The organism is Nonomuraea sp. NPDC004580 (assembly GCF_040609855.1).
GTDB classification, from domain to species: Bacteria; Actinomycetota; Actinomycetes; order Streptosporangiales; family Streptosporangiaceae; genus Nonomuraea; species Nonomuraea salmonea.
Genome location: NZ_JBEXLH010000001.1, coordinates 534,340 through 554,898, shown reverse-complemented (window position 1 = coordinate 554,898; position 20,559 = coordinate 534,340). Strand labels below are relative to the sequence as shown.

At 70.5% G+C, this 20,559-nt stretch carries 20 protein-coding genes and 1 riboswitch; of the genes, 12 read left to right on the top strand and 8 right to left on the bottom strand.

Going from position 1 to position 20,559, the window contains the following annotated elements; all coding sequences use genetic code 11:
* On the bottom strand, positions 1 to 678 hold the full coding sequence (locus tag ABZW11_RS02440; RefSeq protein WP_355411763.1) for a TetR family transcriptional regulator: 678 nt from the start codon (positions 676 to 678) through the stop codon (positions 1 to 3).
* A 107-nt stretch (positions 679 to 785) separates the two neighbouring features.
* Between ABZW11_RS02440 and ABZW11_RS02435 the strand changes: the two genes are divergently transcribed.
* The 5 genes from ABZW11_RS02435 (at position 786) to ABZW11_RS02415 (ending at position 7,588) form a co-directional block, all read left to right on the top strand.
* Complete coding sequence (locus tag ABZW11_RS02435) at positions 786 to 2,411, top strand: ABC transporter substrate-binding protein (protein WP_355411761.1); 1,626 nt, start codon at positions 786 to 788, stop codon at positions 2,409 to 2,411.
* Complete coding sequence (locus tag ABZW11_RS02430; RefSeq protein ID WP_355411759.1) at positions 2,408 to 3,346, top strand: ABC transporter permease; 939 nt, start codon at positions 2,408 to 2,410, stop codon at positions 3,344 to 3,346. The genes ABZW11_RS02435 and ABZW11_RS02430 overlap by 4 nt, the downstream gene beginning before the upstream one ends.
* Positions 3,339 to 5,252 carry a dipeptide/oligopeptide/nickel ABC transporter permease/ATP-binding protein gene (locus tag ABZW11_RS02425; protein ID WP_355411757.1) on the top strand — a complete coding sequence of 638 codons (1,914 nt, stop codon included), beginning with the start codon at positions 3,339 to 3,341 and terminating at the stop codon, positions 5,250 to 5,252. Before ABZW11_RS02430 ends, ABZW11_RS02425 begins: the two co-directional genes overlap by 8 nt.
* Before the next feature lie 188 nt (positions 5,253 to 5,440).
* Positions 5,441 to 6,295 (top strand): oligopeptide/dipeptide ABC transporter ATP-binding protein, encoded by an 855-nt coding sequence (locus ABZW11_RS02420; protein WP_355411755.1) that lies wholly within the window; start codon positions 5,441 to 5,443, stop codon positions 6,293 to 6,295.
* Positions 6,296 to 6,364: 69 nt separating this feature from the next.
* Complete coding sequence (locus tag ABZW11_RS02415) at positions 6,365 to 7,588, top strand: acyl-CoA dehydrogenase family protein (RefSeq protein WP_355411753.1); 1,224 nt, start codon at positions 6,365 to 6,367, stop codon at positions 7,586 to 7,588.
* 10 nt (positions 7,589 to 7,598) lie between these two features.
* Here ABZW11_RS02415 and ABZW11_RS02410 read toward each other — a convergent pair whose 3' ends face one another.
* The 6 genes from ABZW11_RS02410 to ABZW11_RS02385 all read right to left on the bottom strand — a co-directional run bounded on the left by ABZW11_RS02410 (position 7,599) and on the right by ABZW11_RS02385 (position 13,327).
* The gene (locus ABZW11_RS02410) at positions 7,599 to 8,228 is read right to left on the bottom strand and encodes a DUF6879 family protein (RefSeq protein WP_355411751.1); all 630 of its coding nucleotides are present in this window, start codon (positions 8,226 to 8,228) and stop codon (positions 7,599 to 7,601) included.
* A gap of 208 nt (positions 8,229 to 8,436) precedes the next feature.
* Entirely contained in the window at positions 8,437 to 9,372 is a 936-nt protein-coding gene (locus ABZW11_RS02405) for an alpha/beta fold hydrolase (protein ID WP_355411749.1), read from the bottom strand.
* A gap of 251 nt (positions 9,373 to 9,623) precedes the next feature.
* Entirely contained in the window at positions 9,624 to 10,595 is a 972-nt protein-coding gene (locus tag ABZW11_RS02400; RefSeq protein WP_355411747.1) for a polyphosphate polymerase domain-containing protein, read from the bottom strand.
* Positions 10,595 to 11,140, bottom strand: a complete 546-nt coding sequence (locus ABZW11_RS02395) for a DUF4956 domain-containing protein (protein ID WP_355412026.1) — start codon at positions 11,138 to 11,140, stop codon at positions 10,595 to 10,597. The genes ABZW11_RS02400 and ABZW11_RS02395 overlap by 1 nt, the downstream gene beginning before the upstream one ends.
* 118 nt (positions 11,141 to 11,258) lie before the next feature.
* Positions 11,259 to 11,921, bottom strand: coding sequence for a response regulator transcription factor (locus ABZW11_RS02390; protein ID WP_355411745.1), 663 nt, complete (start codon positions 11,919 to 11,921; stop codon positions 11,259 to 11,261).
* Positions 11,918 to 13,327, bottom strand: coding sequence for an ATP-binding protein (locus ABZW11_RS02385; RefSeq protein ID WP_355411743.1), 1,410 nt, complete (start codon positions 13,325 to 13,327; stop codon positions 11,918 to 11,920). The genes ABZW11_RS02390 and ABZW11_RS02385 overlap by 4 nt, the downstream gene beginning before the upstream one ends.
* A 241-nt stretch (positions 13,328 to 13,568) precedes the next feature.
* Here ABZW11_RS02385 and ABZW11_RS02380 point away from each other — a divergent pair, with 241 nt between their 5' ends.
* The 6 genes from ABZW11_RS02380 to ABZW11_RS02355 all read left to right on the top strand — a co-directional run bounded on the left by ABZW11_RS02380 (position 13,569) and on the right by ABZW11_RS02355 (position 18,458).
* Complete coding sequence (locus ABZW11_RS02380) at positions 13,569 to 13,736, top strand: hypothetical protein (protein WP_355411741.1); 168 nt, start codon at positions 13,569 to 13,571, stop codon at positions 13,734 to 13,736.
* A 255-nt stretch (positions 13,737 to 13,991) separates the two neighbouring features.
* Positions 13,992 to 14,657, top strand: a complete 666-nt coding sequence (locus tag ABZW11_RS02375) for an ABC transporter permease (protein WP_355411739.1) — start codon at positions 13,992 to 13,994, stop codon at positions 14,655 to 14,657.
* Entirely contained in the window at positions 14,650 to 15,837 is a 1,188-nt protein-coding gene (locus tag ABZW11_RS02370; protein WP_355411737.1) for a betaine/proline/choline family ABC transporter ATP-binding protein, read from the top strand. The genes ABZW11_RS02375 and ABZW11_RS02370 overlap by 8 nt, the downstream gene beginning before the upstream one ends.
* A complete protein-coding gene (locus ABZW11_RS02365; protein ID WP_355411735.1) occupies positions 15,834 to 16,610 on the top strand; it encodes an ABC transporter permease in 777 nt (258 codons plus the stop codon). The genes ABZW11_RS02370 and ABZW11_RS02365 overlap by 4 nt, the downstream gene beginning before the upstream one ends.
* Complete coding sequence (locus tag ABZW11_RS02360; protein ID WP_355411733.1) at positions 16,607 to 17,566, top strand: glycine betaine ABC transporter substrate-binding protein; 960 nt, start codon at positions 16,607 to 16,609, stop codon at positions 17,564 to 17,566. Before ABZW11_RS02365 ends, ABZW11_RS02360 begins: the two co-directional genes overlap by 4 nt.
* A 40-nt stretch (positions 17,567 to 17,606) precedes the next feature.
* On the top strand, positions 17,607 to 18,458 hold the full coding sequence (locus ABZW11_RS02355) for an SDR family oxidoreductase (RefSeq protein ID WP_355411731.1): 852 nt from the start codon (positions 17,607 to 17,609) through the stop codon (positions 18,456 to 18,458).
* Positions 18,459 to 18,465: 7 nt separating this feature from the next.
* Here ABZW11_RS02355 and thiC read toward each other — a convergent pair whose 3' ends face one another.
* Positions 18,466 to 20,010 (bottom strand): phosphomethylpyrimidine synthase ThiC, encoded by a 1,545-nt coding sequence (gene thiC, locus ABZW11_RS02350; protein ID WP_355411729.1) that lies wholly within the window; start codon positions 20,008 to 20,010, stop codon positions 18,466 to 18,468.
* Positions 20,003 to 20,115: riboswitch (TPP riboswitch) on the bottom strand. (Overlaps the previous gene by 8 nt.)
* A 90-nt stretch (positions 20,116 to 20,205) precedes the next feature.
* Here thiC and ABZW11_RS02345 point away from each other — a divergent pair.
* Entirely contained in the window at positions 20,206 to 20,556 is a 351-nt protein-coding gene (locus tag ABZW11_RS02345; RefSeq protein ID WP_355411727.1) for a hypothetical protein, read from the top strand.
* Positions 20,557 to 20,559: the final 3 nt, after the last annotated feature.

Genomic DNA, 20,559 nt, shown 5'->3' with positions numbered 1-20,559 from the left:
TCAGGGCTCCGGCGGCACCTCGCCGGAGCCCCCACCCGGCGCAGTCCTGCCGGAGGTGTGCCGGAGGAGGCGGAGGGCGCCGCGGGACAGGGCCGTCAGGATGTCGGCGGCCTCGTCGAGGTCGGGGTAGCGGCCCTCCAGGTGACCCATCGCCAGGGCGTTGGTGGCCGCGTTGATGCCCTCGGCGATCATCTCAAGCCGCCGCCTGTCGCGCTCGTCGTCGGCGGTGTAGCCGAGCGCGGCCAGGTCGGCGGCGTGATGGTCGCGGTAGGCGGCCGCCGTCTCGCGGGCGAAGTCGCGCAGCGATGACGAGGGGTCGTGGCGGGCCCGCAGCTGGATGCGCAGCAGCTCAGGATGGCGGCAGATGGCTTCGAGCGGGATGCGGAACGTCTCGCGGTGACGTTCGAGATCGCCGGGAGCCTCGCGGGCCCTGCGGCGGGCCTCGCGCATGGAGGCGCGCAACCGCTCGCCGCCCTCTTCCGCCAGCACCCTGAGCAGCTCCTGCATGTCCTTGAAGTGCACGTAGAAGCTGGACTGCGCGATGCCGGCGGCCTTGGCGACCTTGACCGTGGTCAGGCCCGCCTCGCCCTCCTCGTCGAGGATGGTCAAGGCGGCGCGGATGAGCTTGCGCCTGGTCAGGTCTTTGGCCTCGCTCCTGGTGAGCGGCGTGCTCGTCATCGATCCCCTCCCTCCAGTAACGATTCTCTCGCGGGTCTTGTGCGGAATTTCACCGATAGTACTATCGGTGAAATTGCTCTCGGGGGATCAGCCGGGAGGAGGCGTGGATGAGACGCTGGAGGACGCCGGCCGCACTGCTGCTGGCCGCGACGCTGCTCATGGCCTGCAGCGGGCAACGGCCGGTCGCAGGAGAACCACCCGGAGGGGAGCCCGCCGCGACCGGGCCGACCCAGGGCGGACGCCTGGTCTACGCACTCAGCGCCGACGCCAACGGGTTCAACCCGGTCACCGACCAGTTCGCGGCGCAGAGCTACAGCATGGCCGGCACCATCATCGAGCCGCTGGTGAGCGTGGCCGACGACGGCGACTGGAAGCCGTACCTGGCCGAGTCGGTCACGCCGAACAAGACGTACGACGAGTGGACGATCAAGGTGAGATCGGGCATCTCGTTCTCCGACGGCATGTCGCTGACCGGCGACATCGTCAAGGCCAACCTGGAGGCGCAGAAGGCGTCCCCGCTGACGGCCGCGGTGTTCGTACCGATCAAGTCGTTCGAGCTGGCCGACCCCATGACCGTCAAAGTGGTGCTGAACCAGCCCTGGGTGGCCTTCCCCTACTACCTGTCCACCCAGACCGGCATGATGGTCCCGCCCGCCTCGCTCAGCGACCCCAAGGCGGCCAGCCTCAAACCGGTGGGCACCGGGCCGTTCATCTTCAAGGAGTACGTCCCCGACAACCGCATGGTCGTCACCCGCAACCCCCGCTACTGGCGGCAGGGCCTGCCGTACCTCGACGAGATCGAGTTCCGCGTCCTGCCCGACACGCAGACCCGCGCGCAGACCCTCGAAGCGGGCGGCGTGGACGCCATGGGCACCTCACGCGACGAGGACCTCACCAAGTTCGGCGCCTTGAAGGACACCTACACCGTGCACCGGGCGCGGGGCATGGCGGTGGCCGAGTACATGTTCCTGCTCAACACCGCCGTCGCGCCGCTCGACGACGTACGGGTGCGCAGGGCGCTGGCCCACGCCACCGACCGCGAGACCGTCATCTCCACCCTGCGCGGCGGCCTGACCCAGCCCGCCGACGGCCCCTGGTCGAAGGACTCCATGTGGTACACCGAGGGCGGCTACCCCGGCTACGACCCCGCCAAGGCCGCCGCCCTGGTCAAGGAGGTCGAGGCGGAGAAGGGCCCGATCCGCTTCGAGCTGATCTCCACCCCCGACCCCAACACCATGCAGGGCGTCGAGCTGGCCCAGGACATGTGGCGCAAGGCCGGCATCGACGTCACGATCAAGCAGGCCGACCAGGCCGACCTGATCAACCGGGCGATCACCGGCAACTACGCGGCCACCGTCTGGACCCAGTTCTCCGCCCAGGACCCCGACGGCGAGTACATCTGGATGCACCAGGGCTACGCCAAGCCCGTCGGCGAGGTCTCGCTCAACATGACCAGGCTCAAGGACGACAAGCTGAGCGCCGCCTTCGACCGGGGCAGAGCCGTCGCCGACGAGGCCGTGCGCAAGCAGGCGTACGCCACCGTCCAGGAACGCCTGCGCGAGCTGGTGCCGTACGTGTTCATCGACCACCTCGACACCGGCGCCATCGTGGCGCGGACCAAGGTGCGCGGCATCGGCGAGCACCTGCTGCCCGACGGTGAGAAGGGCCTGCCGCTGACCGGCTCGCCCATCCCGTACCACCCGTTCGGCCAGCTCTGGGTCAGCGAGCGGTGATCGTCCTCCACCGGCTGGTCCGGCTCGCGGTGGTGCTGGTCGTGGTGACCTTCCTGTCGTTCGTGCTGCTCAACCTGCTGCCCGGGGACCCGGTCACGCAGATCCTCGGCCTGTCGGCGACCGAGGAGGCCCGCACCCAGCTCCGCCAGGAGCTCGGGCTCGACCAGCCGCTGCTGGTGCGCTACGCCGACTGGCTGGGCGGGCTCGCCACCGGCGACTTCGGCACCTCGTACATCACCAGGATGCCCGTCGCCGCCGAGCTGGCCGAGCGGCTGCCCGTCACGCTGGAGCTGCTCGTCGCCGCGCAGCTCATCGCGCTCGGCCTCGCCGTTCCCGTCGGCGTGGCCGCCGCCCGCCGCGCCGGTCGCGCCCTCGACCAGGCGCTCACCGCGCTCAGCTTCGCGCTGCTGTCCACGCCCGTGTTCGTGCTCGGGGTGCTGCTGATCCTGCTGTTCGCGGTCACCTGGCGGGTGCTGCCCGCGACCGGGTGGACGCCGATCTCGCTCGACCTCGGATGGAACCTCACCTCCGTGATCCTGCCCGCGGTGACGCTCGGCTGCGGGCAGATGGCGGTGTACGCCCGTCTGCTGCGTACGGACCTGATCGCCACCCTCCAGGAGGACTACATCACGCTCGCGCGGGCCCGGGGCCTGTCGCCGCGCCGCATCCTGTGGCGGCACGCGCTGCGCCCCTCCGCGATCACCCTCATCACCGCCGTCGGGCTCAACCTGGGCGCGCTCATCGGCGGCACGGTGATCATCGAGACCCTGTTCGGCCTGCCCGGCGTCGGGCGGCTCATCGTCGACTCCATCTTTTCCCGCGACTACCTGACGGTTCAGGGAGGCGTCGTGCTGATCTCGGTCGGCTACGTGCTCGTCAACTTCGCGGTGGACCTGGTGTACGCCGCCGTCGACCCCAGGATCCGGCGTGCGTAGCCGGCTGGGTGGGCGGCTCGGTGGGCGGCTCGGTAGGCGGCTCGGACCCGCCTTCTGGCCGGCGGCCTGCTGGATCGGGCTCGTGCTGCTCGCCGCCGTGCTCGCCGACCTGCTGCCGCTCGCCCGCTACGACGAGACGCTGGCCGGGCCGCCGCAGTCGGGGCCCAGCGCGGCGCACCCGTTCGGCACCGACGGGCTCGGCCGTGACGTGCTCAGCAGGGTCGTGTACGGCGCCCGCGTCTCGCTCGGCGTGGGCGTCGGCGCCGTCCTGCTCGGCCTGGGCATCGGCGCGCCGCTCGGCATTCTGGCCGGCTACCGCCGCAGGGCCGCCGACGCGGTCATCATGGCGGTCAACGACGTGGCGCAGGCGTTCCCCGCCCTGGTGTTCGCGCTGGCCGTGGTCGCCTTCGCCGGGGCGAGCCTGCGGAACGTGCTCATCGTGCTCGGCGTCTTGGGCATCCCCTCGTGGGTGCGGCTCATCAGGGGGGCCACGCTGACGTTCGCGGAGCGGGAGTTCGTGCTGGCCGCGCGCGTGCTCGGCACCCGCGACCGGCGCATCCTGTGGCGGGAGATCGTGCCGAACGTGGCCGTGCCCGCCGCCTCGTACGCGTTCATCGGCATGGCCGTGGTCGTCGTCGCCGAAGGCAGCCTGGCCTTCCTCGGCCTGTCCGTCCAGGCGCCCACGCCCACCTGGGGCGGGCTCATCAACGAGGGCCGCACGCTGATGGAGACCGCGCCGCACGTGGTGCTGGCCCCTTCCGTGGTGATGTTCCTGACCGTGCTCTCGTTCAACCTGGTCGGTGACCGGTTGCGCTCGCTGACGGACGTCCGCGAGAGCGGCCTGGAGCCGGTGCGCCAGGCTCCCGAGATCGCCGCCCCCGCCCCCATCGCTCCCGTAGGTGACGCGCTGCTCCAGGTCGATGAGCTGCGCACGCACCTCGTCACCCCGCGCGGCCTGGTCAAGGCCGTGGACGGCGTCTCCTTCGCCCTCGACCGCGGCAGGACGCTGGCCATCGTCGGCGAGTCGGGATCGGGCAAGTCCATGCTGATCCGGTCCGTCCTCGGCCTGCTGCCGGGCACCGCCGTACGCGGCGGCCACGTCCTGCTGTCCGGCGACGACCTCACCGCGTACGGGCCCGCCGAGATGCGGTCCGTGCTCGGGCTGCGGCTCGGCACCGTGTTCCAGGACCCCATGACCGCGCTCAATCCCGTCCGCACGATCGGCACCCAGGTCACCGAGCCGCTCCGGGTGCACCTGCGGATGAGCCGGCGCGAGGCCCGCGACGAGGCCGTCCGCCTGCTCGCCTCCGTCGGCATCCCCGACCCCGCCCGCATGCTGCGCCGCTACCCGCACCAGCTCTCGGGCGGCATGCGGCAGCGGGTCACGATCGCGATGGCGCTGTCGTGCCGGCCCGACGTGCTGTTCGCCGACGAGCCCACCACCGCGCTCGACGTCACCATCCAGGACCAGGTGCTGCGGCTGCTGCACCGGCTGCGCGAGGAGCGGGACATGGCGGTAGTGCTGGTCAGCCACGACCTGTCCGTCGTCGCCCGGTGGGCCGACGAGGTCATCGTCATGTACGCGGGGCGGGTCGTCGAGCGCGGGCCCGCCGCCGAGGTGTTCGCGCGGCCCCGCATGCCGTACACCGAGGCCCTCCTCCAGGCCGCGCCCCGCCTGACGGACCCCGTCCACCACCGCCTCCGCGTCATCCCCGGCCGCCCGCCGGATCTGGTCGGCTTGCCACAGGGCTGCGCCTTCCGCGCCCGCTGCCCGTACGCGACCGCCCGCTGCGCCGACGAACCACCCCCACTCCTCACCGACCACCACCACGCCTACGCCTGCTGGCACCCCCGCCCCCAGGAGTCCACCGAACTCACGGAAAGGGTCGAGCCCAGTGGCCGGTAGTGGAAACGCACGCCATCGCCCCCATGGCGACGTGCTCCTCCCCCTCAACTCCGAAAAGAGGCGAGCCCCCGATGGCCGGTAGTGGAAACGCGCACCTTCGGCCCCGTGACGACATGTTGTTGCGGGTGGAGGATCTGGTGGTGGAGTTTCCCGCCGGCCGAGGTCGCACTGTGCGCGCCGTTTCCGGTGTGAGCTTCGACCTGGCGCGCGGCGAGACCCTGGGCATCGTGGGCGAGTCGGGCTGCGGCAAGTCCAGCGCCGCCCGCGCGCTCGTCCAGCTCCCGCCGCCGCGCTCGGGCTCCGTACGGCTCGACGGGGTGGAGCTGACCGAGCTGCGCGGCGAGGCCCTGCGCAGGACCCGCAGGCGCCTCCAAATGATTTTCCAGGACCCGATCTCCTCGCTCAACCCACGCCGCCGCGTCCGCGACATCGTCGGCGAGGGCCCCCGCGTCTGGAACCTGCCGGGCGACCGTGTGGACGAGGTCCTGGAGGCCGTCGGCCTGGACCCGGAGACGGCGGCGGTCCGCAGGCCGCACGAGTTCTCCGGCGGGCAGTGCCAGCGCGTCTCGATCGCCAGGGCGCTCGTCCTCGACCCCGAGGTGGTGATCTGCGACGAACCGGTGTCGGCGCTCGACGTCTCCGTGCAGGCGCAGATCCTGGGACTCCTGGAGGACCTCAAGGAGCGTTACCGGCTCACGCTCGTCTTCATCGCCCACGACCTGGCCGTGGTGAAGAACGTCAGCGACCGGATCCTGGTGATGTACCTGGGCAAGGTGTGCGAGCTGGCAAACAGCGCCGACCTGATCGGCCGCCCGGCGCACCCGTACACGAAAGCCCTGATCGCCTCCATCCCGGGCGGCGGCCTCGACCTGCCGCCCGCCGACACGTTGATCAGCGGCGAGCCGCCGTCGCCGGTCAGCCCGCCGACGGGGTGCCGCTTCCGTACCCGCTGCCCGCGAGCGGCGGCGCGGTGCGCGCAGGAGGAGCCCCAGATCCGGCGGATCGGCGAGGACCACTGGCTGGCCTGCCACTTCCCCGACTGATCACACACCGAGAATCTTGAGAACACCGGGAACGCTGGGAACACTGAGAACACTGAGAGGTACGACCGCATGGCCATCGACTTCACCCTCGCCCCCGAGCACGAGGAGATCCGCAAGCGGGTCCGCGCGTTCATCCAGGGCACGGTCATCCCCGCCATGGACGAGGTGCAGGAGGGGGACCGCGACGCGTACCTGCGCACGATCTTCCACCTGCGCTCGCTCGCCCAGGAGCAGGGGCTGTGGCTGCCGCACATGCCCGAGGAGTGGGGCGGCATGGGGCTCGGGCACGTCGAGCTGGCCATGGTGCAGTCCGAGGCGGCCAAGACCCGCATCGGCCCGTGGGTGCTCAACTGCCAGGCCCCCGACGAGGGCAACATGCACACGCTCCTGCACTGGGCGAACGACGAGCAGAAGGAGAAGTACCTCCGGCCACTCCTGGAAGGCAGGCAGATGTCCTGCTTCGCCATGACCGAGCCGGAGGTGGCCGGTTCCGACCCGACGCTGATCCGTACGGAGGCCGTGCAGGACGGGGACGAATGGATCATCAACGGTCACAAGTGGTTCATCTCGAACGCGCGGCGGGCCAACTTCGCGATCCTCATCGCCCGTACCGAGAAGGACGTCCCGGAGGGGTCACGGGGCGCCAACACCGCGTTCCTCATCGACCTGCCCAACCCGGGCTGGAACGACGTCCGCGAGGTGGAGACCATGCACGGCTCCACCGGTCACAGCGAGATCGTCATCAAGGACCTGCGCGTGCCCTCCAGCGCCATCCTCGGCGGGCGGGGCAACGGGCACCGGCTCGGACAGTACCGGCTCGGCCCGGCCCGGCTGGCCCATTGCATGCGCTGGATCTCGCAGGCCGAGACGGCCCTCGACATGATGGTGGACCGCGCGCTCAACCGCTACAGCCACGGCTCGCTGCTGGCCGAGAAGCAGGGCATCCAGTGGATGATCGCCGACTCGGCGATGGAGCTGTATCAGTGCAAGCTGATGGTCCTGCACGCCGCTTCGAAGATCGACAAGGGCGAGGACTTCCGTACGGAGGTCTCCATGGCCAAGCACTTCGTCGCCAACAGCCTCAACCGCATCATCGACCGCGCGATCCAGGTGCACGGCGCGCTCGGCTACTCCACGGACACGCCGCTGGCCCACATGTTCCAGCACGCCCGGTGGGCCCGCTTCGCCGACGGGGCCGACGAGATCCACCAGATGCGCATCGCGGAACGCACCATCGCCGCCTACCAGGCCACCGGCTCCACGTCGGCCGCCACCGGTGACCTGCCGTTGTAGGCCCTCTCCTTCAGACGCTCACCCGGGGCGCCGGCAACGGCACGATCTCCCGGTCGTAGAAGGCCCGGAAGTCCTCACCCGCCGCGAACAGCTTGTCCAGCTCGCCGTGGCAGGCCTCGATCACTTCCCGGTCGTCGATCCGCCGCGCCCCGCTGTGCGTCCCTGCCTCGTCGTACGTCACCTCGTACATCACCACGGTCCCCAGCACCACCAGCTCCGGCAGCCGCCGCCCGCCCTCCAGCTCGGCCACCTCGCCCGCGTCGAGCACCCGCACCTGCTCGACGGTCGCCACCCGCAGCGCCAGCACGTGCATCTCCCACTGCAGGTACGGCGTGACCGGCTGCTCCACGATCCTGATGCGGCGGCGCAGGAAGTTCTCGGCCGGGCGCTCGCACTCCCGCATCAACCCGCCCCGGCTGTCGAACACCCCGATGGGTTTGTCGTCGATGAGCTTGAGCGAACGGTCCCAGTCGCCCTCCATCATCGCGACCCAGCTCGGCTCTCCGGCCTCCCGAAAGCTTTGGATGCGCTCCAGCTTCCAAAACACGTCATCAATCTTCCGGAAATTAGGCCAGAAGTCGTCGAGATATTCATCCGCACTCAGCAAGACGCCCGGTATCTCATGAATGCGCTCAAGCATGAGAAAATATCCCTTGTTACGCAAGCAGCCTGCCCACCGAACAACCGGACATCACGCCAGGACCCGGTCACCACTTTCGCAGACATTCGCTCATCTCCGCAGGTCAAGTCCCTGCTTATCACCACGAAGCCCCCTTGTCGAGCTTCCCACACCCACCCCCGGCAGCGGCCGTGCTTCCTACCCCCCGAACGCCACACCTCCGGCCAGGTCAGCGGCCGTGGCGGGCGGCCTTGGCGGCGACGGTCTGGATGGCCTTGACGGCGACCTCGGGCTGGTCGACGTAGATGTAGTGCTCGCTCTTCTTGGCCACGGTCAGGCGGCTCTGCCGGGACAGGGCGAGCCACCTGCGCTGGCCGGCGGTCCACGCCCGCTCCAGCTTCGGCCCGTACGTCGGGAGCGCCGCGAGGTACGGCTTACCGTGCTTGATCACCTCGACCGGGATGTTCCCGGCGTAGCGCACCTTGCCGTCGGGGACGACCAGCATCTCGGGGTTCTGCCCCTGGAAGACCGCGAGGTTCTGCGCCCGCAGCTCGGCGGCCGGGCCCTTGGCCGACGCCGGGATCGCCTCCTTGACGTCGCGCAGCATGGTGGAAGGGGTGGCGTCCAGCAGCACCAGGCCCTTGACCCGGTCGCGGTGCTCGGGGGCGTACCGGGCGGCGATGAGCCCGCCCAGCGAGTGCCCGGCCAGCACGACCGGCTGCCGGCCCGCGACCCGGTCGAGCACCCCGGTCAGGATCTTGCCCGTGCCGGCGAAGGTCTGCTTCCCAGACGGCTTGTCGCTCGCGCCCTCGCCGAGCCGGTCGTACGAGCAGACCCGGTTCTTCTCGCTCAGCGTCTTCTGCAGCTTGGCCAGCTTGTCCAGCCCGTCACCCATGCCCGCCAGCAGCACGATGACCGGCTTGTGCCCCTTGACCGGCCGTCCCGAGCACGACACGTTCACCGACTTCCCCGCTACCTTGATCTTCTTGGTGCCGACGAACGGGTCCGCGACGCGCTTTCCCCCGGAGAACGGATCCCAGCTCGCCACGTTGGTGTTCGCGAACGGGTCCCACTCCTCGGCAGCGGCGGCCGGCCCGGCGGCGACTCCCACGCCGACGGCGGTGCACAGGGTGATCACGGCGGCTGCCTTGAACGTCCGGATCATGTCATCCTCCCAAGCGAGTCTCAGTCCGCCGGCCTGACCGACCGACGGTGCCGGCGGCCGCTTAGTCGGCTCGCCCCCGACACCCCAAACGCTAGGGATCCGACCCCCTGCCGGTCGTCACCACACGGTGGACACTGCACGTAGCTCGCAAGGGGGACAAGCCCCCCTACCGCCCCATCCCCTTGGCCCGTGGCCCTCGTCTGCACCGCCACGACCCCTCTGGCGGCTGACGCACCCACCCGGCGCCAGCGTCATCCGGCGGGGAGGAGGTAGCGGTGGAGGACGGGGTGCCAGCGGTTGGCGGGTTGGGCGCGCAGGGCGGCGACGGCCAGGCAGTATTTGCTCACGCTGACCGGGCGCACCCCGAGGCCGCGAAGCACCTTGTCGGCCAGCGCGCGGCCGTCCACCGACTTCGACTCCAGCAGGACCATGTCGCCACGGGCGGGGGCGCGGCGGTGGCCGTCACGGCACACCAGGCCGGTGTCGCAGGTGAGGCGGGCGCCACCCGACTGGTCGATGAGGGTGACCCGTCTGTAGTCGGTGGCCAGCACCGGTCGCAGCGGCTCGGGTGCGACGAGGTGCAGCTCCTTGAGTAGCGTGTCGCGGGCGAAGTCGAGCGCCTCCTCGGTGAGCGGCTGCCCGGGAGCGCCGTCGTACGGGATGCGATGTTTGTCGGTGCTGCCCCTGGCGCCGCTCAGCTTGAGCTCCAGCCACTGGCCGCCACCGTCGAGGTAGGTCCTGGTACGGAGCTTGAACCGGCGCCGGCGCTCCTGCCGGTGGTGATGGTAGGTGAGCAGGTCGGGGGTGTCGTAGTAGGTGGAGGTGTAGCGGAACTGGCGGCGGCCGTCGATGCGCAGCACCTGGAACCGGTCGCCCAGCTCGGCGGCCAGGTGGGACATGGTGGCGGCCGTCACGATGTATTTGCGGTCGACCCGGCTCATGAGCTGGGGGACGTCGTCCAGCTGCATGCCCGGCAACCGGGCCGCGACCCCGGCGAGCAACGCGTCGGCGTAGGGCCGCCCGACGAACCCCTCCCCCCGCCGTACGTGGACCTGCGTGTCGTCTGCGGACCGGCCGTGCTCCGACGCGGATGCGAGGCTCACGAACGGCAGGCCCCGATCGCCGGGCGACAGACCACGGGCCGCAGGCATGCGGCACCCGGTGGACGGCAGGTTGGGGGTGGGACCGCAGGCGGTGAGGGGCGCTCGGTGGATGGTCGGCATCAGCGGGCTCCTACGCGGACGGGCGGGGTGGCGGCGAAGCGGACGTCGACCACCGTCACGTCGCGTACGTAGTCCACCTGCGTCACCTCCCACTGCAGCACCTTCGCCCGCAGCCGGCTCTCCAGGTCGGCACGGAGCAGGTCGGGGTCGGTGTGGACGACGTCGAGGGTGACGACCTGATGGCGGGTGCGGCCGAGGACCTGGGGGTGGTCGCCGACGTAGATGACGGTGAGGAGCACGGCGTTCAGCAGGAGGGCGGTCAACGGCCATGACGCGCCGGCGATGCCGTTGACCAGGCCCAGCACGATCGCGATGAAGTAGTAGGCGATCTCCTGCTGGGTGATCTCACTCGACCGCAGTCGGATGATGGACAGCACCCCGAACAGGCCGAACCCGACCGCGATGTCCACCCGCTGGACCAGCAGCAGGGACACGACGGCGAAGATGCCCACATTGAGGGCGATGTAGGCGAACAGCAGGTCGCGGCGGTGGTGTCGGCGGTAGTAGAGCCCATAGGCGAGCACGAGGATCGCCACGAGGTCCATCGCCAGTCCGGCTGCCAAGGCTGCTCCTTTCGTTGGCTTCCTGGTGAACAGCTTGGTAGGCGGGGGTGAGGTGAAAGTGAGGCGATGATGAGGCGACTCTCATCCAGCTGTGCTGCGGTCAGGCGACTCGCATGCGGTAGCCGGCGCCGCGGACCGTTTCGATGCGTTCGGGGCCGATCTTGCGGCGAAGGTAGCGGACGTAGACGTCCACGACGTTGGAGCCGGGGTCGAAGTCGAAGCCCCACACGTGGCTCAGCAGTTGCTCGCGGGTGAGGACCTGGTCGGGGTGGCGGCAGAAGATCTCGGCCAGCGCGAACTCGCGGGTCGACAGGTCGACCGCCCGGTCCCCCACGTACACCCGCCGCGTCCGCAGATCGAGCGACAAGTCCGACACCCGCAGCACGGTCACCTCAGGTGTACGGTCGGCGCGCAGCCGCAACCGCACCCGGGCCAGCAGTTCCTCGAAGGCGAAGGGCTTGGCGATGTAGTCGTCGGCCCCGCCCTCCAGCCCGGCCACGGTGTCGCTGACGCTGTCGCGCGCGGTCAGGATGATCACGGGGATGGTCACCATGGCCTCGCGCAGACGCCGCAGCACGGTGAACCCGTCGCTGCGCGGCAGCCCGATGTCGAGGATGAGCAGGTCGAACCCGCCCGCAGCGGCCAGATCGTACGCCGCCACCCCGTCGCCCACCACGGCCGTCACGAAGCCGTTGGCCCGCAGCCCCTTCTCCACGAAGGCGGCGATCCTGGCTTCGTCCTCGGCGATCAAGATGCGGTTCACCCGAGCCTCCACAACTCCCACATCGGCAGGGACATGACAAAGCAGGCGCCACCGCCGGGGGCGTCGATCACCCGGACGTGGCCGCCGTGGGCCTGGGCGATGGAGCGCACGATCGCGAGGCCCAGCCCGGCCCCGTCGTGCGCGCCGGTGCGGCCGGCCCCGCGCACGAACCGGCCGAAGATGCGCTCGCGCTCGGCGGTCGGGACGCCGGGCCCGCTGTCGCGTACCCACAGCTCGACGCGGCCGTCGCGGACCGCGGAGCCCACGGCGATGAGGTCGCCGTCGGCGGTGTGGCGCACGGCGTTGGCGACGAGCTGCATGAGCGCCTGGGTGAGCCGCTGCCGGTCGGCGGGCAGCTTGGCCTCGGCGACCTCGTCGACCCGCCAGGTGCGGGCGCCGAGCGCGCGGGCCTTGGCGACGACGCTGACCGTGAGATCGGCCAGCTCGACGTTGTCGAGCGCGAGGAAGCCGGGCTGCTCGGCCTTGGCGAGGGTGAGCAGGTCGTCGACGATGCGGTTCATGCGGTCGAGCTCGTCGGTGACGAGGGCGAGGGTCTCGGCGCGGTCGGCGGGGTCGTCGCCCATCAGCTCGAGGTGGCCGCGGATGACGGTGATGGGGGTGCGCAGCTCGTGTCCGGCGTCGTCCATGAAGTGCCGCTGGACCACGAACGCCTGCTCCAGCCGGTCGAGCATGTGGTTGAACGTCGCCGCGACCGCCGCCACGTCGTCGTCGCCGGGCACGTCGAGCCTGCGGGTCAGGTCGGTGGAGTCGCTGATCTGCTCGGCGGTCTGCCTGACCAGCCGGAGCGGTGCGAGCACCTGCCCGGCCACGAGCCAGCCGGCCGCCCCGGCCAGCGCCATGGCCGCGAGCGCGGACAGCCCGAGCACGCGTACGGCGTCGACGATCTCGTCGCGGTGCATGTCGTAGAAGATGGCCACGACGAAGTGCCCCTGACGGGCGTCGCCCGACACGGTGACCGGGATGACCGCGTATTGGACCGTTCCCCGGCTGGTCTCGACCTCGTCGCGCTCGACGCGCGTGGCCTCGGCCATGTCGGCGACCAGGTCCGCGTCGCCGTCGAGCGGGACCGGCGGCGGCACGGAGGTGGCGCGGTCGGCGCGGCCGTCGACGATGCTGAAGAACGTCTCCCAGCGGTCGGGCGCGTTGACCGCGAGGTAGCCGGTCAGCAGATCGCGCACGTCGGTGACCTTGCGCCCGGTCTGCTGGTCGAGGGCGGTGGCGGCGTAGCGGCGCAGCTTGTCTACCTCATTGCCGAGCTCGTGGGTCATGCGGTCGTCGAGCCGGGCGAGCAGGATGGTCCAGGTGGCGAAGATCGCGACGGAGAGTGCGAGGCCGACGACGGCGAGCATCCAGCCCACGATCCGGGCACGGGCGCTCACCCGCATGTGGCCTCCTCGTCAGTCGTCACCGGCATCATCACCGGCATCGTTGCCGTCGTCATCATCGCCCCCGTCGTCGTCATCGGCGAAACCGCCGCCTCCGCGCCGCGGCGGAGGCGGCGCGACCGGCTCGGCCCTGGACCTGCGCTCGGCGGCGGCCCGCTCGCCCGCCCGTGGCTCCGCATCGGGCGTGCCGTCCCTGACGGACGGAGACCCCGCGGACGGCGACCCCGCGGACGGAGAGGCTGTGGACGGAGAGGCTGTGGACGGGGAGGCCGTGGACGGCGAGGAGCCCGACGGCGAGGAGGAGGAGGAGGAGGGCGATGGCGACGGTGCGGAGGACCGCGTCGACGAGGTCGGCGACCCCGGGGGCTCGGGCGTGACGACGATGGGCCCGCCCAGGTCGGCCCCCTGATCAGCGGCCCGCACCAGCCCCACCGACATGAACCCCACCGCCGCGGCCCCCAGAACGAGGAGGATCACCGTGCCCCGATGTCTCATGCCCCGACCCTGCCGCCCTTCGAGGAGACCACGCTGAGGCCCAGATGAGAAACCTCTCATCTGAAGCGGGAAAGCGCCGGGTCAAGACGCAACCCTCCCCGCCCCATTGTTGGGAACAAAGTGACAGATGGGGCGTTTGAGGCGCGGAGCCCCGGTTACGGGGTAAGAGATGACCTTGTGGGAGTACGTCGAAGACCGATGGGATCTCATCGTCTTCGAGACGTTGCAGCACGCCAGCATGGTCGCCCAGTGTGTCCTGGTGGCGGCCGTCCTCGGCGTGCTCATCGGCGTGGCCACCTACCGCCGCGCCAGACCGTCGGCCTTCGCGATAGCGGCGGCGGGGGTGCTGTTCACGGTGCCGTCGCTGGCCATGCTGGGCCTGCTGATCCCGCCGCTCGGCCTGGGCGTGGCCCCCGCCGTGACGGCGATCGTCCTGTACGCGCTGCTGCCCATCGTCCGTAACACCGTCGTCGGCCTGCAGGGCGTGGATCCCCTGCTGGTGGACGCCGCCCGCGGCATCGGGATGAGCCGCCGCAGGTCACTGGCCAGGGTGGAGCTGCCGCTGGCCTGGCCGGTGATCCTGACCGGCATCCGGGTGGCCACGCAGCTCGCGATGGGCATCGGCGCGGTCGCCGCGTTCGTGTCGGGCCCGGGGCTCGGCGAGCAGATCTTCTCCGGCCTGGCCAGGCTCGGCGGCGCGAACGCGGTCAACGCCACGCTGACGGGCACGATCGGCGTGGCGATCCTGGCGCTGATCTTCGACGGCGTCTTCGTGCTCATCGGCCGGCTGACCACGCCGAGCCGGCGGCCCGCGACCGGAGGTGCCCGTGGCTGACCTGCAGCGGCCCGCGACGACCGGCGGCGTGCCGATCGAGCTGCGCAAAGTGACCAAGTCGTTCCCCGGCGGCGGCGAGCCCGCCGTACAGGAGCTGGACCTCGACATCCAGGCGGGCGAGATCGTGGTCCTGCTGGGCCCGTCGGGCTGCGGCAAGACGACCACGATGCGCATGATCAACCGGCTGATCGAGCCCACCTCGGGCGACATCATCATCAACGGACAGAACTCCCGCGAGATCGACCCCGACCGGCTGCGCCGCCACATCGGGTACGTGATCCAGCAGGCCGGCCTGTTCCCCCACATGACGGTGGCGGCGAACATCGCCCAGGTGCCGAAGATGCTCGGCTGGGACCGCGCGCGCATCGCCGAGCGGGTGGACGAGCTGCTCACGCTGGTGGGGCTGGAGCCTGAGGCGTTCCGCGACAGCTATCCGCGCCGCCTGTCGGGCGGCCAGCAGCAGCGCGTGGGCGTGGCCAGGGCGCTGGCCGCCGACCCGCCGGTGCTGCTGATGGACGAGCCGTTCGGCGCGCTCGACCCCATCACCCGCGAACGCCTCCAGGACGAGCTGCTCCGCCTCCAGGACGACCTGGCCAAGACCATCGTCTTCGTCACGCACGACGTGGACGAGGCGCTCAAGATCGGCGACCACATCGCGATCATGCAGCGGCCCGGCCACATCGTGCAGTACGCCCGCCCTGCCGAGATCCTCACGAACCCGGCCAGCGACTACGTCGAGCAGTTCCTGGGCGCCGGCTCGTCGATGCGCCTGCTGCGGCTGACGAAGGTGGGCGACATCGAGCTGGACCAGGTGCCGTACTTCTCGGAGGACCGTGACTGCGCGGAGCTGCTGCGCGAGATCGAGCGCGACGGCCGCGGCTACGCGCTGATCACCGACGGGATGCGCCGCCCGCTGCGCTGGGTGAGCCAGGCCGACCTCGAAGGCCGCACAGGCCCGGTCGGTACGGCGGGCGACCCGGTCACCGGCACCATCCACCACCGCATGACCTTGCAGGACGCCCTGGAGGCGTTGCTCAACGCCGACACCGATGTGGTGCCGGTGGAGGGCAGGCGGCGCTCGTACGCGGGGGCGCTGTCACTGAGCACGGTGCAGAACGCGATCCAGACGATCAAGGCGCGCGAACGCGAGCGCCGCCACCGCAGGAGCGGTGCCCTATGACGGTCGAAAGCGCCGCCGGCAGGGAGGCGACCACTCCTGAGCCGCGCATCGGACGGTCGTGGCACGCGATCCTGCCCCCGCTGTGCTACCTCGCCGTAGCCGCCGCGATGATCGTTTACACGCAGGTCGTGCCGCTCGACAGCATCGAGCGCGGCTCGCTCAACCTGACGTTCCTGATGCGCCGCACGTGGGAGCACATCCAGCTGGTGTTCTTCTCGACCGTGCTGGTGCTGCTGGTGGCGCTGCCGCTGGGCGTGCTGCTGACCAGGCGCGGGCTGCGCAGGGCCACGCCGGTGGTGCTGTCGCTGGTGAACCTGGGCCAGGCCACCCCCGCGGTGGGCCTGGTGGTGCTGCTCGCGGTGGTGTTCCAGATCGGCTTCTGGACGGCGGTGGCCGCGCTGTTCGCCTACAGCCTGCTGCCGACGCTGCGCAACACGATGGTGGGCCTGGAGCAGGTGGACCCGCGCCTGGTGGACGCGGGGCGCGGCATCGGCATGTCGGCGTCGGGGGTTCTGTTCAAGGTCGAGCTGCCGATGGCGGTGCCGGTGATCCTCTCGGGCATCCGTACGACGCTGGTGCTGAACGTGGGCACGGCGGGCATCGCGGCGTTCATCGGCTCGGGCGGACTGGGCGACCTGATCACCGCGGGGGTGAGCACGCAGCGCAACCTGATCCTGGTCACCGGCTGCGTGCTGATCGCGGTGCTGGCGCTGCTCATCGACTGGGCGGCGGGCCTGGCGCAGCGGCTGCTGTCGCCGAAGGGGCTCTCATGAGGGCGTTCCTGGCGGCCGTGGCGGTCATGGTCTGCGTCGTGGCCTGCGGGCTGCGGCCGGCGTCGTCGTTCGTGCCGCCGGTGGAGCCGGGCGGCATCCGCCCGGTGCCGGGGCTCGAAGGGCAGCGCGTACGGGTGACGTCGAAGGAGTTCACCGAGCAGCTCGTGCTCGGCAAGATCGCCGTGCTCGCCCTCACCGCGGCGGGCGCGGACGTGGAGGACAGGACGAACGTCCAGGGCAGCGTGAACGCCCGCGCCTCGCTCATCCGCGGCGACGCCGACCTCATGTGGGAGTACACCGGCACCGGCTGGATCACCTACCTGGGACAGCAGAAGCCCATCCAGGGGGCGGAGGCGCAGTACGAGGCCGTACGCGACCTCGACCTGCGCAGGAACGGCATCGTGTGGCTGCCGCCCGCCCCGCTGAACAACAGCTACGCCATCGGCGTCACCCGGGCGTCGGCCGAGAAGTGGGACCTGTCGAAGATCTCCGACATCCCCAAGGTGCCGGTGGCGCAGCGCACCTTCTGCGTGGACCACGAGACGTTCGGCCGCGACGACGGCTTCCTCGGCATGCTCAAGGGCTACGGCCTGACGTACGGCGAGGAGGTGCCGAGGGCGAACGTGCGCAGGGTGTCGGTCGGCGTGCTCTACAACTCGGTCGCCAGCGGCCAGTGCACGTTCGGCATGATGACCACCACGGACGGCCGGGTCAAGGCGCTCGACCTGGTGCTGCTGGAGGACGACCGGCACTTCTTCCCGCAGTACAACGCGGCGGTGACGATGCGCGAACAACTCGCCGACGCGCATCCGGAGATCGCGAAGATCTTCGCGCCGATCAGCGCGAAACTGACCGACGACGTCATGCGGGACCTGAACGCGCAGGTGGACGTGGACGGCGGCATGCCCGCGCTGGTGGCCCGCGACTGGCTCAGGTCGGAGGGATTCGTCCGATGACGGGCGTTAACCTCACCTGACCACGGGCAGCCCGCAAGGCATGTCGCACACACCACCACCGCAGAACCAGCCGTACCCGGGCAAGACCGGCGAGATGGCCCCTGAGCCGCGCGACGAGATGCGCGACTACGTCGGACGCGACCTGCTCGCCGGCAAGAAGGCCCTCATCACGGGCGGCGACTCGGGCATCGGCCGGGCGGTCGCCGTGGCGTTCGCCAAGGAGGGCGCGGACGTCGCGATCGCGTACCTGAGCGAGCACGAGGACGCCGCGCACACCCGCAAGCTGGTCGAGGAGACCGGGCGGCGCTGCGTGACGCTGCCGGGCGACCTGGCCGACCGTGCGCACTGCGCGTCGGTCGTCGAGCAGGCCGTCTCCGAGCTGGGCGGCCTGGACGTGCTGGTCAACAACGTGGCCTACCAGCAGCCGGTGAGCGGCCTCGAGGAGCTGGACGACGAGCAGTGGGAGCACACCTTCGCCGTCAACATCCACAGCTACTTCCGCATCATGAAGGCCGCGCTCCCGCACCTGCGCGAGGGCGCGGCCATCATCAACACCTCGTCGATCAACGGGCTGCGCGGCAACAAGTCGCTCATCGACTACGCCGCCACGAAGGGCGCGATCAACGCCTTCACCTACTCCATGGCCCAGAACCTGGTCGAGCGGGGCATCCGGGTCAACGCGGTGGCGCCTGGCCCGGTGTGGACGCCGCTCATCCCGGCCACGATGCCGGAGGAGAAGGTGGAGAAGTTCGGCCAGCAGGTGCCGATGGGGCGACCCGCCCATCCGGACGAGATCGCCCCCTCGTACGTGTTCTTCGCCTCCGACCGGCTGTCCTCGTACTACACGGGCGAGGTGCTGGCCCCGATCGGCGGCGAAACCCTGCCGGGCTAGCGGCCCGTCACTCCACGTAGATCGTGCCGCCGAGGCGCCGGAACTCGGCGGACTTCTCCTCGAAACCGGCCTGCCTGATGTCGTGGCTGATCCGCATCGAGCAGAACTTGGGGCCGCACATCGAGCAGAAGTGCGCGGTCTTGGCGGGCGCGGCGGGCAGTGTCTCGTCGTGGAAGGCGCGGGCCGTGTCGGGGTCGAGCGAGAGGTCGAACTGGTCCTCCCAGCGGAACTCGAAGCGCGCGTCGGACAGCGCGTCGTCCCACTCCTGCGCCTTCGGGTGCCCCTTGGCCAGGTCGGCGGCGTGCGCGGCGATCTTGTACGTGATCACGCCGGTCTTCACGTCGTCCTTGTCCGGCAGGCCGAGGTGCTCCTTGGGGGTGACGTAGCAGAGCATGGCGGTGCCGAACCAGCCGATCATGGCGGCCCCGATGCCCGAGGTGATGTGGTCGTAGCCGGGCGCGACGTCGGTGACGAGCGGGCCGAGAGTGTAGAAGGGAGCGTCGTCGCACAGCTCGCGCTGCAGGTCGACGTTCTCCTTGATCTTGTGCATGGGCACGTGGCCAGGACCCTCGATCATGACCTGCACGTCGTGCTCGCGCGCGATCACGGTCAGCTCGCCCAGCGTGCGCAGCTCGGCGAACTGGGCCTCGTCGTTGGCGTCGGCGATCGAGCCGGGCCGCAGGCCGTCGCCGAGCGAGAACGACACGTCGTAGCGGGCCAGGATCTCGCACATCTCGGCGAAGTTCTCGTACAGGAAGCTCTCGCGGTGGTGCGCCAGGCACCAGGCGGCCATGATCGAGCCGCCGCGCGAGACGATGCCGGTCTTGCGGCGGACGGTGAGCGGCACGTGCGCGAGCCGCACGCCCGCGTGCACGGTCACGTAGTCCACGCCCTGCTCGCACTGCTCGATCAGGGTGTCGCGGAAGACCTCCCACGACAGCTCCTCCGGCCGGCCCTTGACCTTCTCCAGCGCCTGGTAGATCGGCACGGTGCCGACCGGGACCGGGGAGTTGCGCAGGATCCACTCGCGGGTCTCGTGGATGTCGTCGCCGGTGGACAGGTCCATGATCGTGTCGGCGCCCCAGCGGGTGGCCCAGGTCATCTTCTCCACCTCCTCCTCGATGGAGGAGGTGACCGCGGAGTTGCCGATGTTGGCGTTGATCTTCACGAGGAAGTTGCGGCCGATGATCATGGGCTCGGTCTCGGGGTGGTTGACGTTCGCGGGGATGATGGCCCGGCCGGCCGCGACCTCGTCCCGTACGAACTCCGGCGTGACGCCCTCGCGGACCGCGATGAACTCCATCTCCTTGGTCACCAGCCCGCGCCGCGCGCAGCCGACCTGGGTGACCGGGCGCCCGGCGGCCCGCCGCTCCTCGATCCACTCGGCCCGGCGGCGCGGCAGGCCCCGCCGCAGGTCGGGCTCGTAGGAGGGGTCGGTGTACGGGCCCGAGGTGTCGTACAGCGTCACCGCCGTGCCGTTCGACAGGTTCACCCGCCGCATCGGCACCCGCAGCTCGCCGCTGTAGATCTTGGAAAAGCGCGCGTCGGTCATCGCGCAAACTCCCTTCGCCGGCATTACCCGGAGCAGGTTCTGGCGGTCGGCGGCTGGCAGCCGTCCTCTCAGCCCGGTCTCCACCGGGCTCCCGCGTTGGACGGCGGTGATCGTACCCACGCGGGGCGCGCTCCCAAACCAGGGCGAAGAGGTTTGGCCGGTCTTCTCAGCGGTACGGACCCCATCAGGGGAAACATGATGAGAATCGCCGCTGTCGCAGGACTACTCGTCGTGATGGCCGCATCCGGCGCCACCGCCGCCGCCGGGGACGGCATGCAACAGCACGAGGTCAGCCAGGAGCAGTTCGACACCCTGCTGGCCCAGTGCCGCTACTCCGATACCGGTAAGGCCAAGTGCCGCGCGAACGTCAGAGAGCTCTATCGCGTCGGCCGTACCGATCCGTCGCTCGACTGCCGTACCTACTCCGGCGTGACCGTCTGCGGCACGCTCAAGCTCAGCAAGGCGGAGCGCGCGTGCGTCCGCGACTCCGAGGCCAAGGGACTGTCGTTCCGCCGCGCCGAGGTGGAGTGCTACACCGCGTCCTGAGGA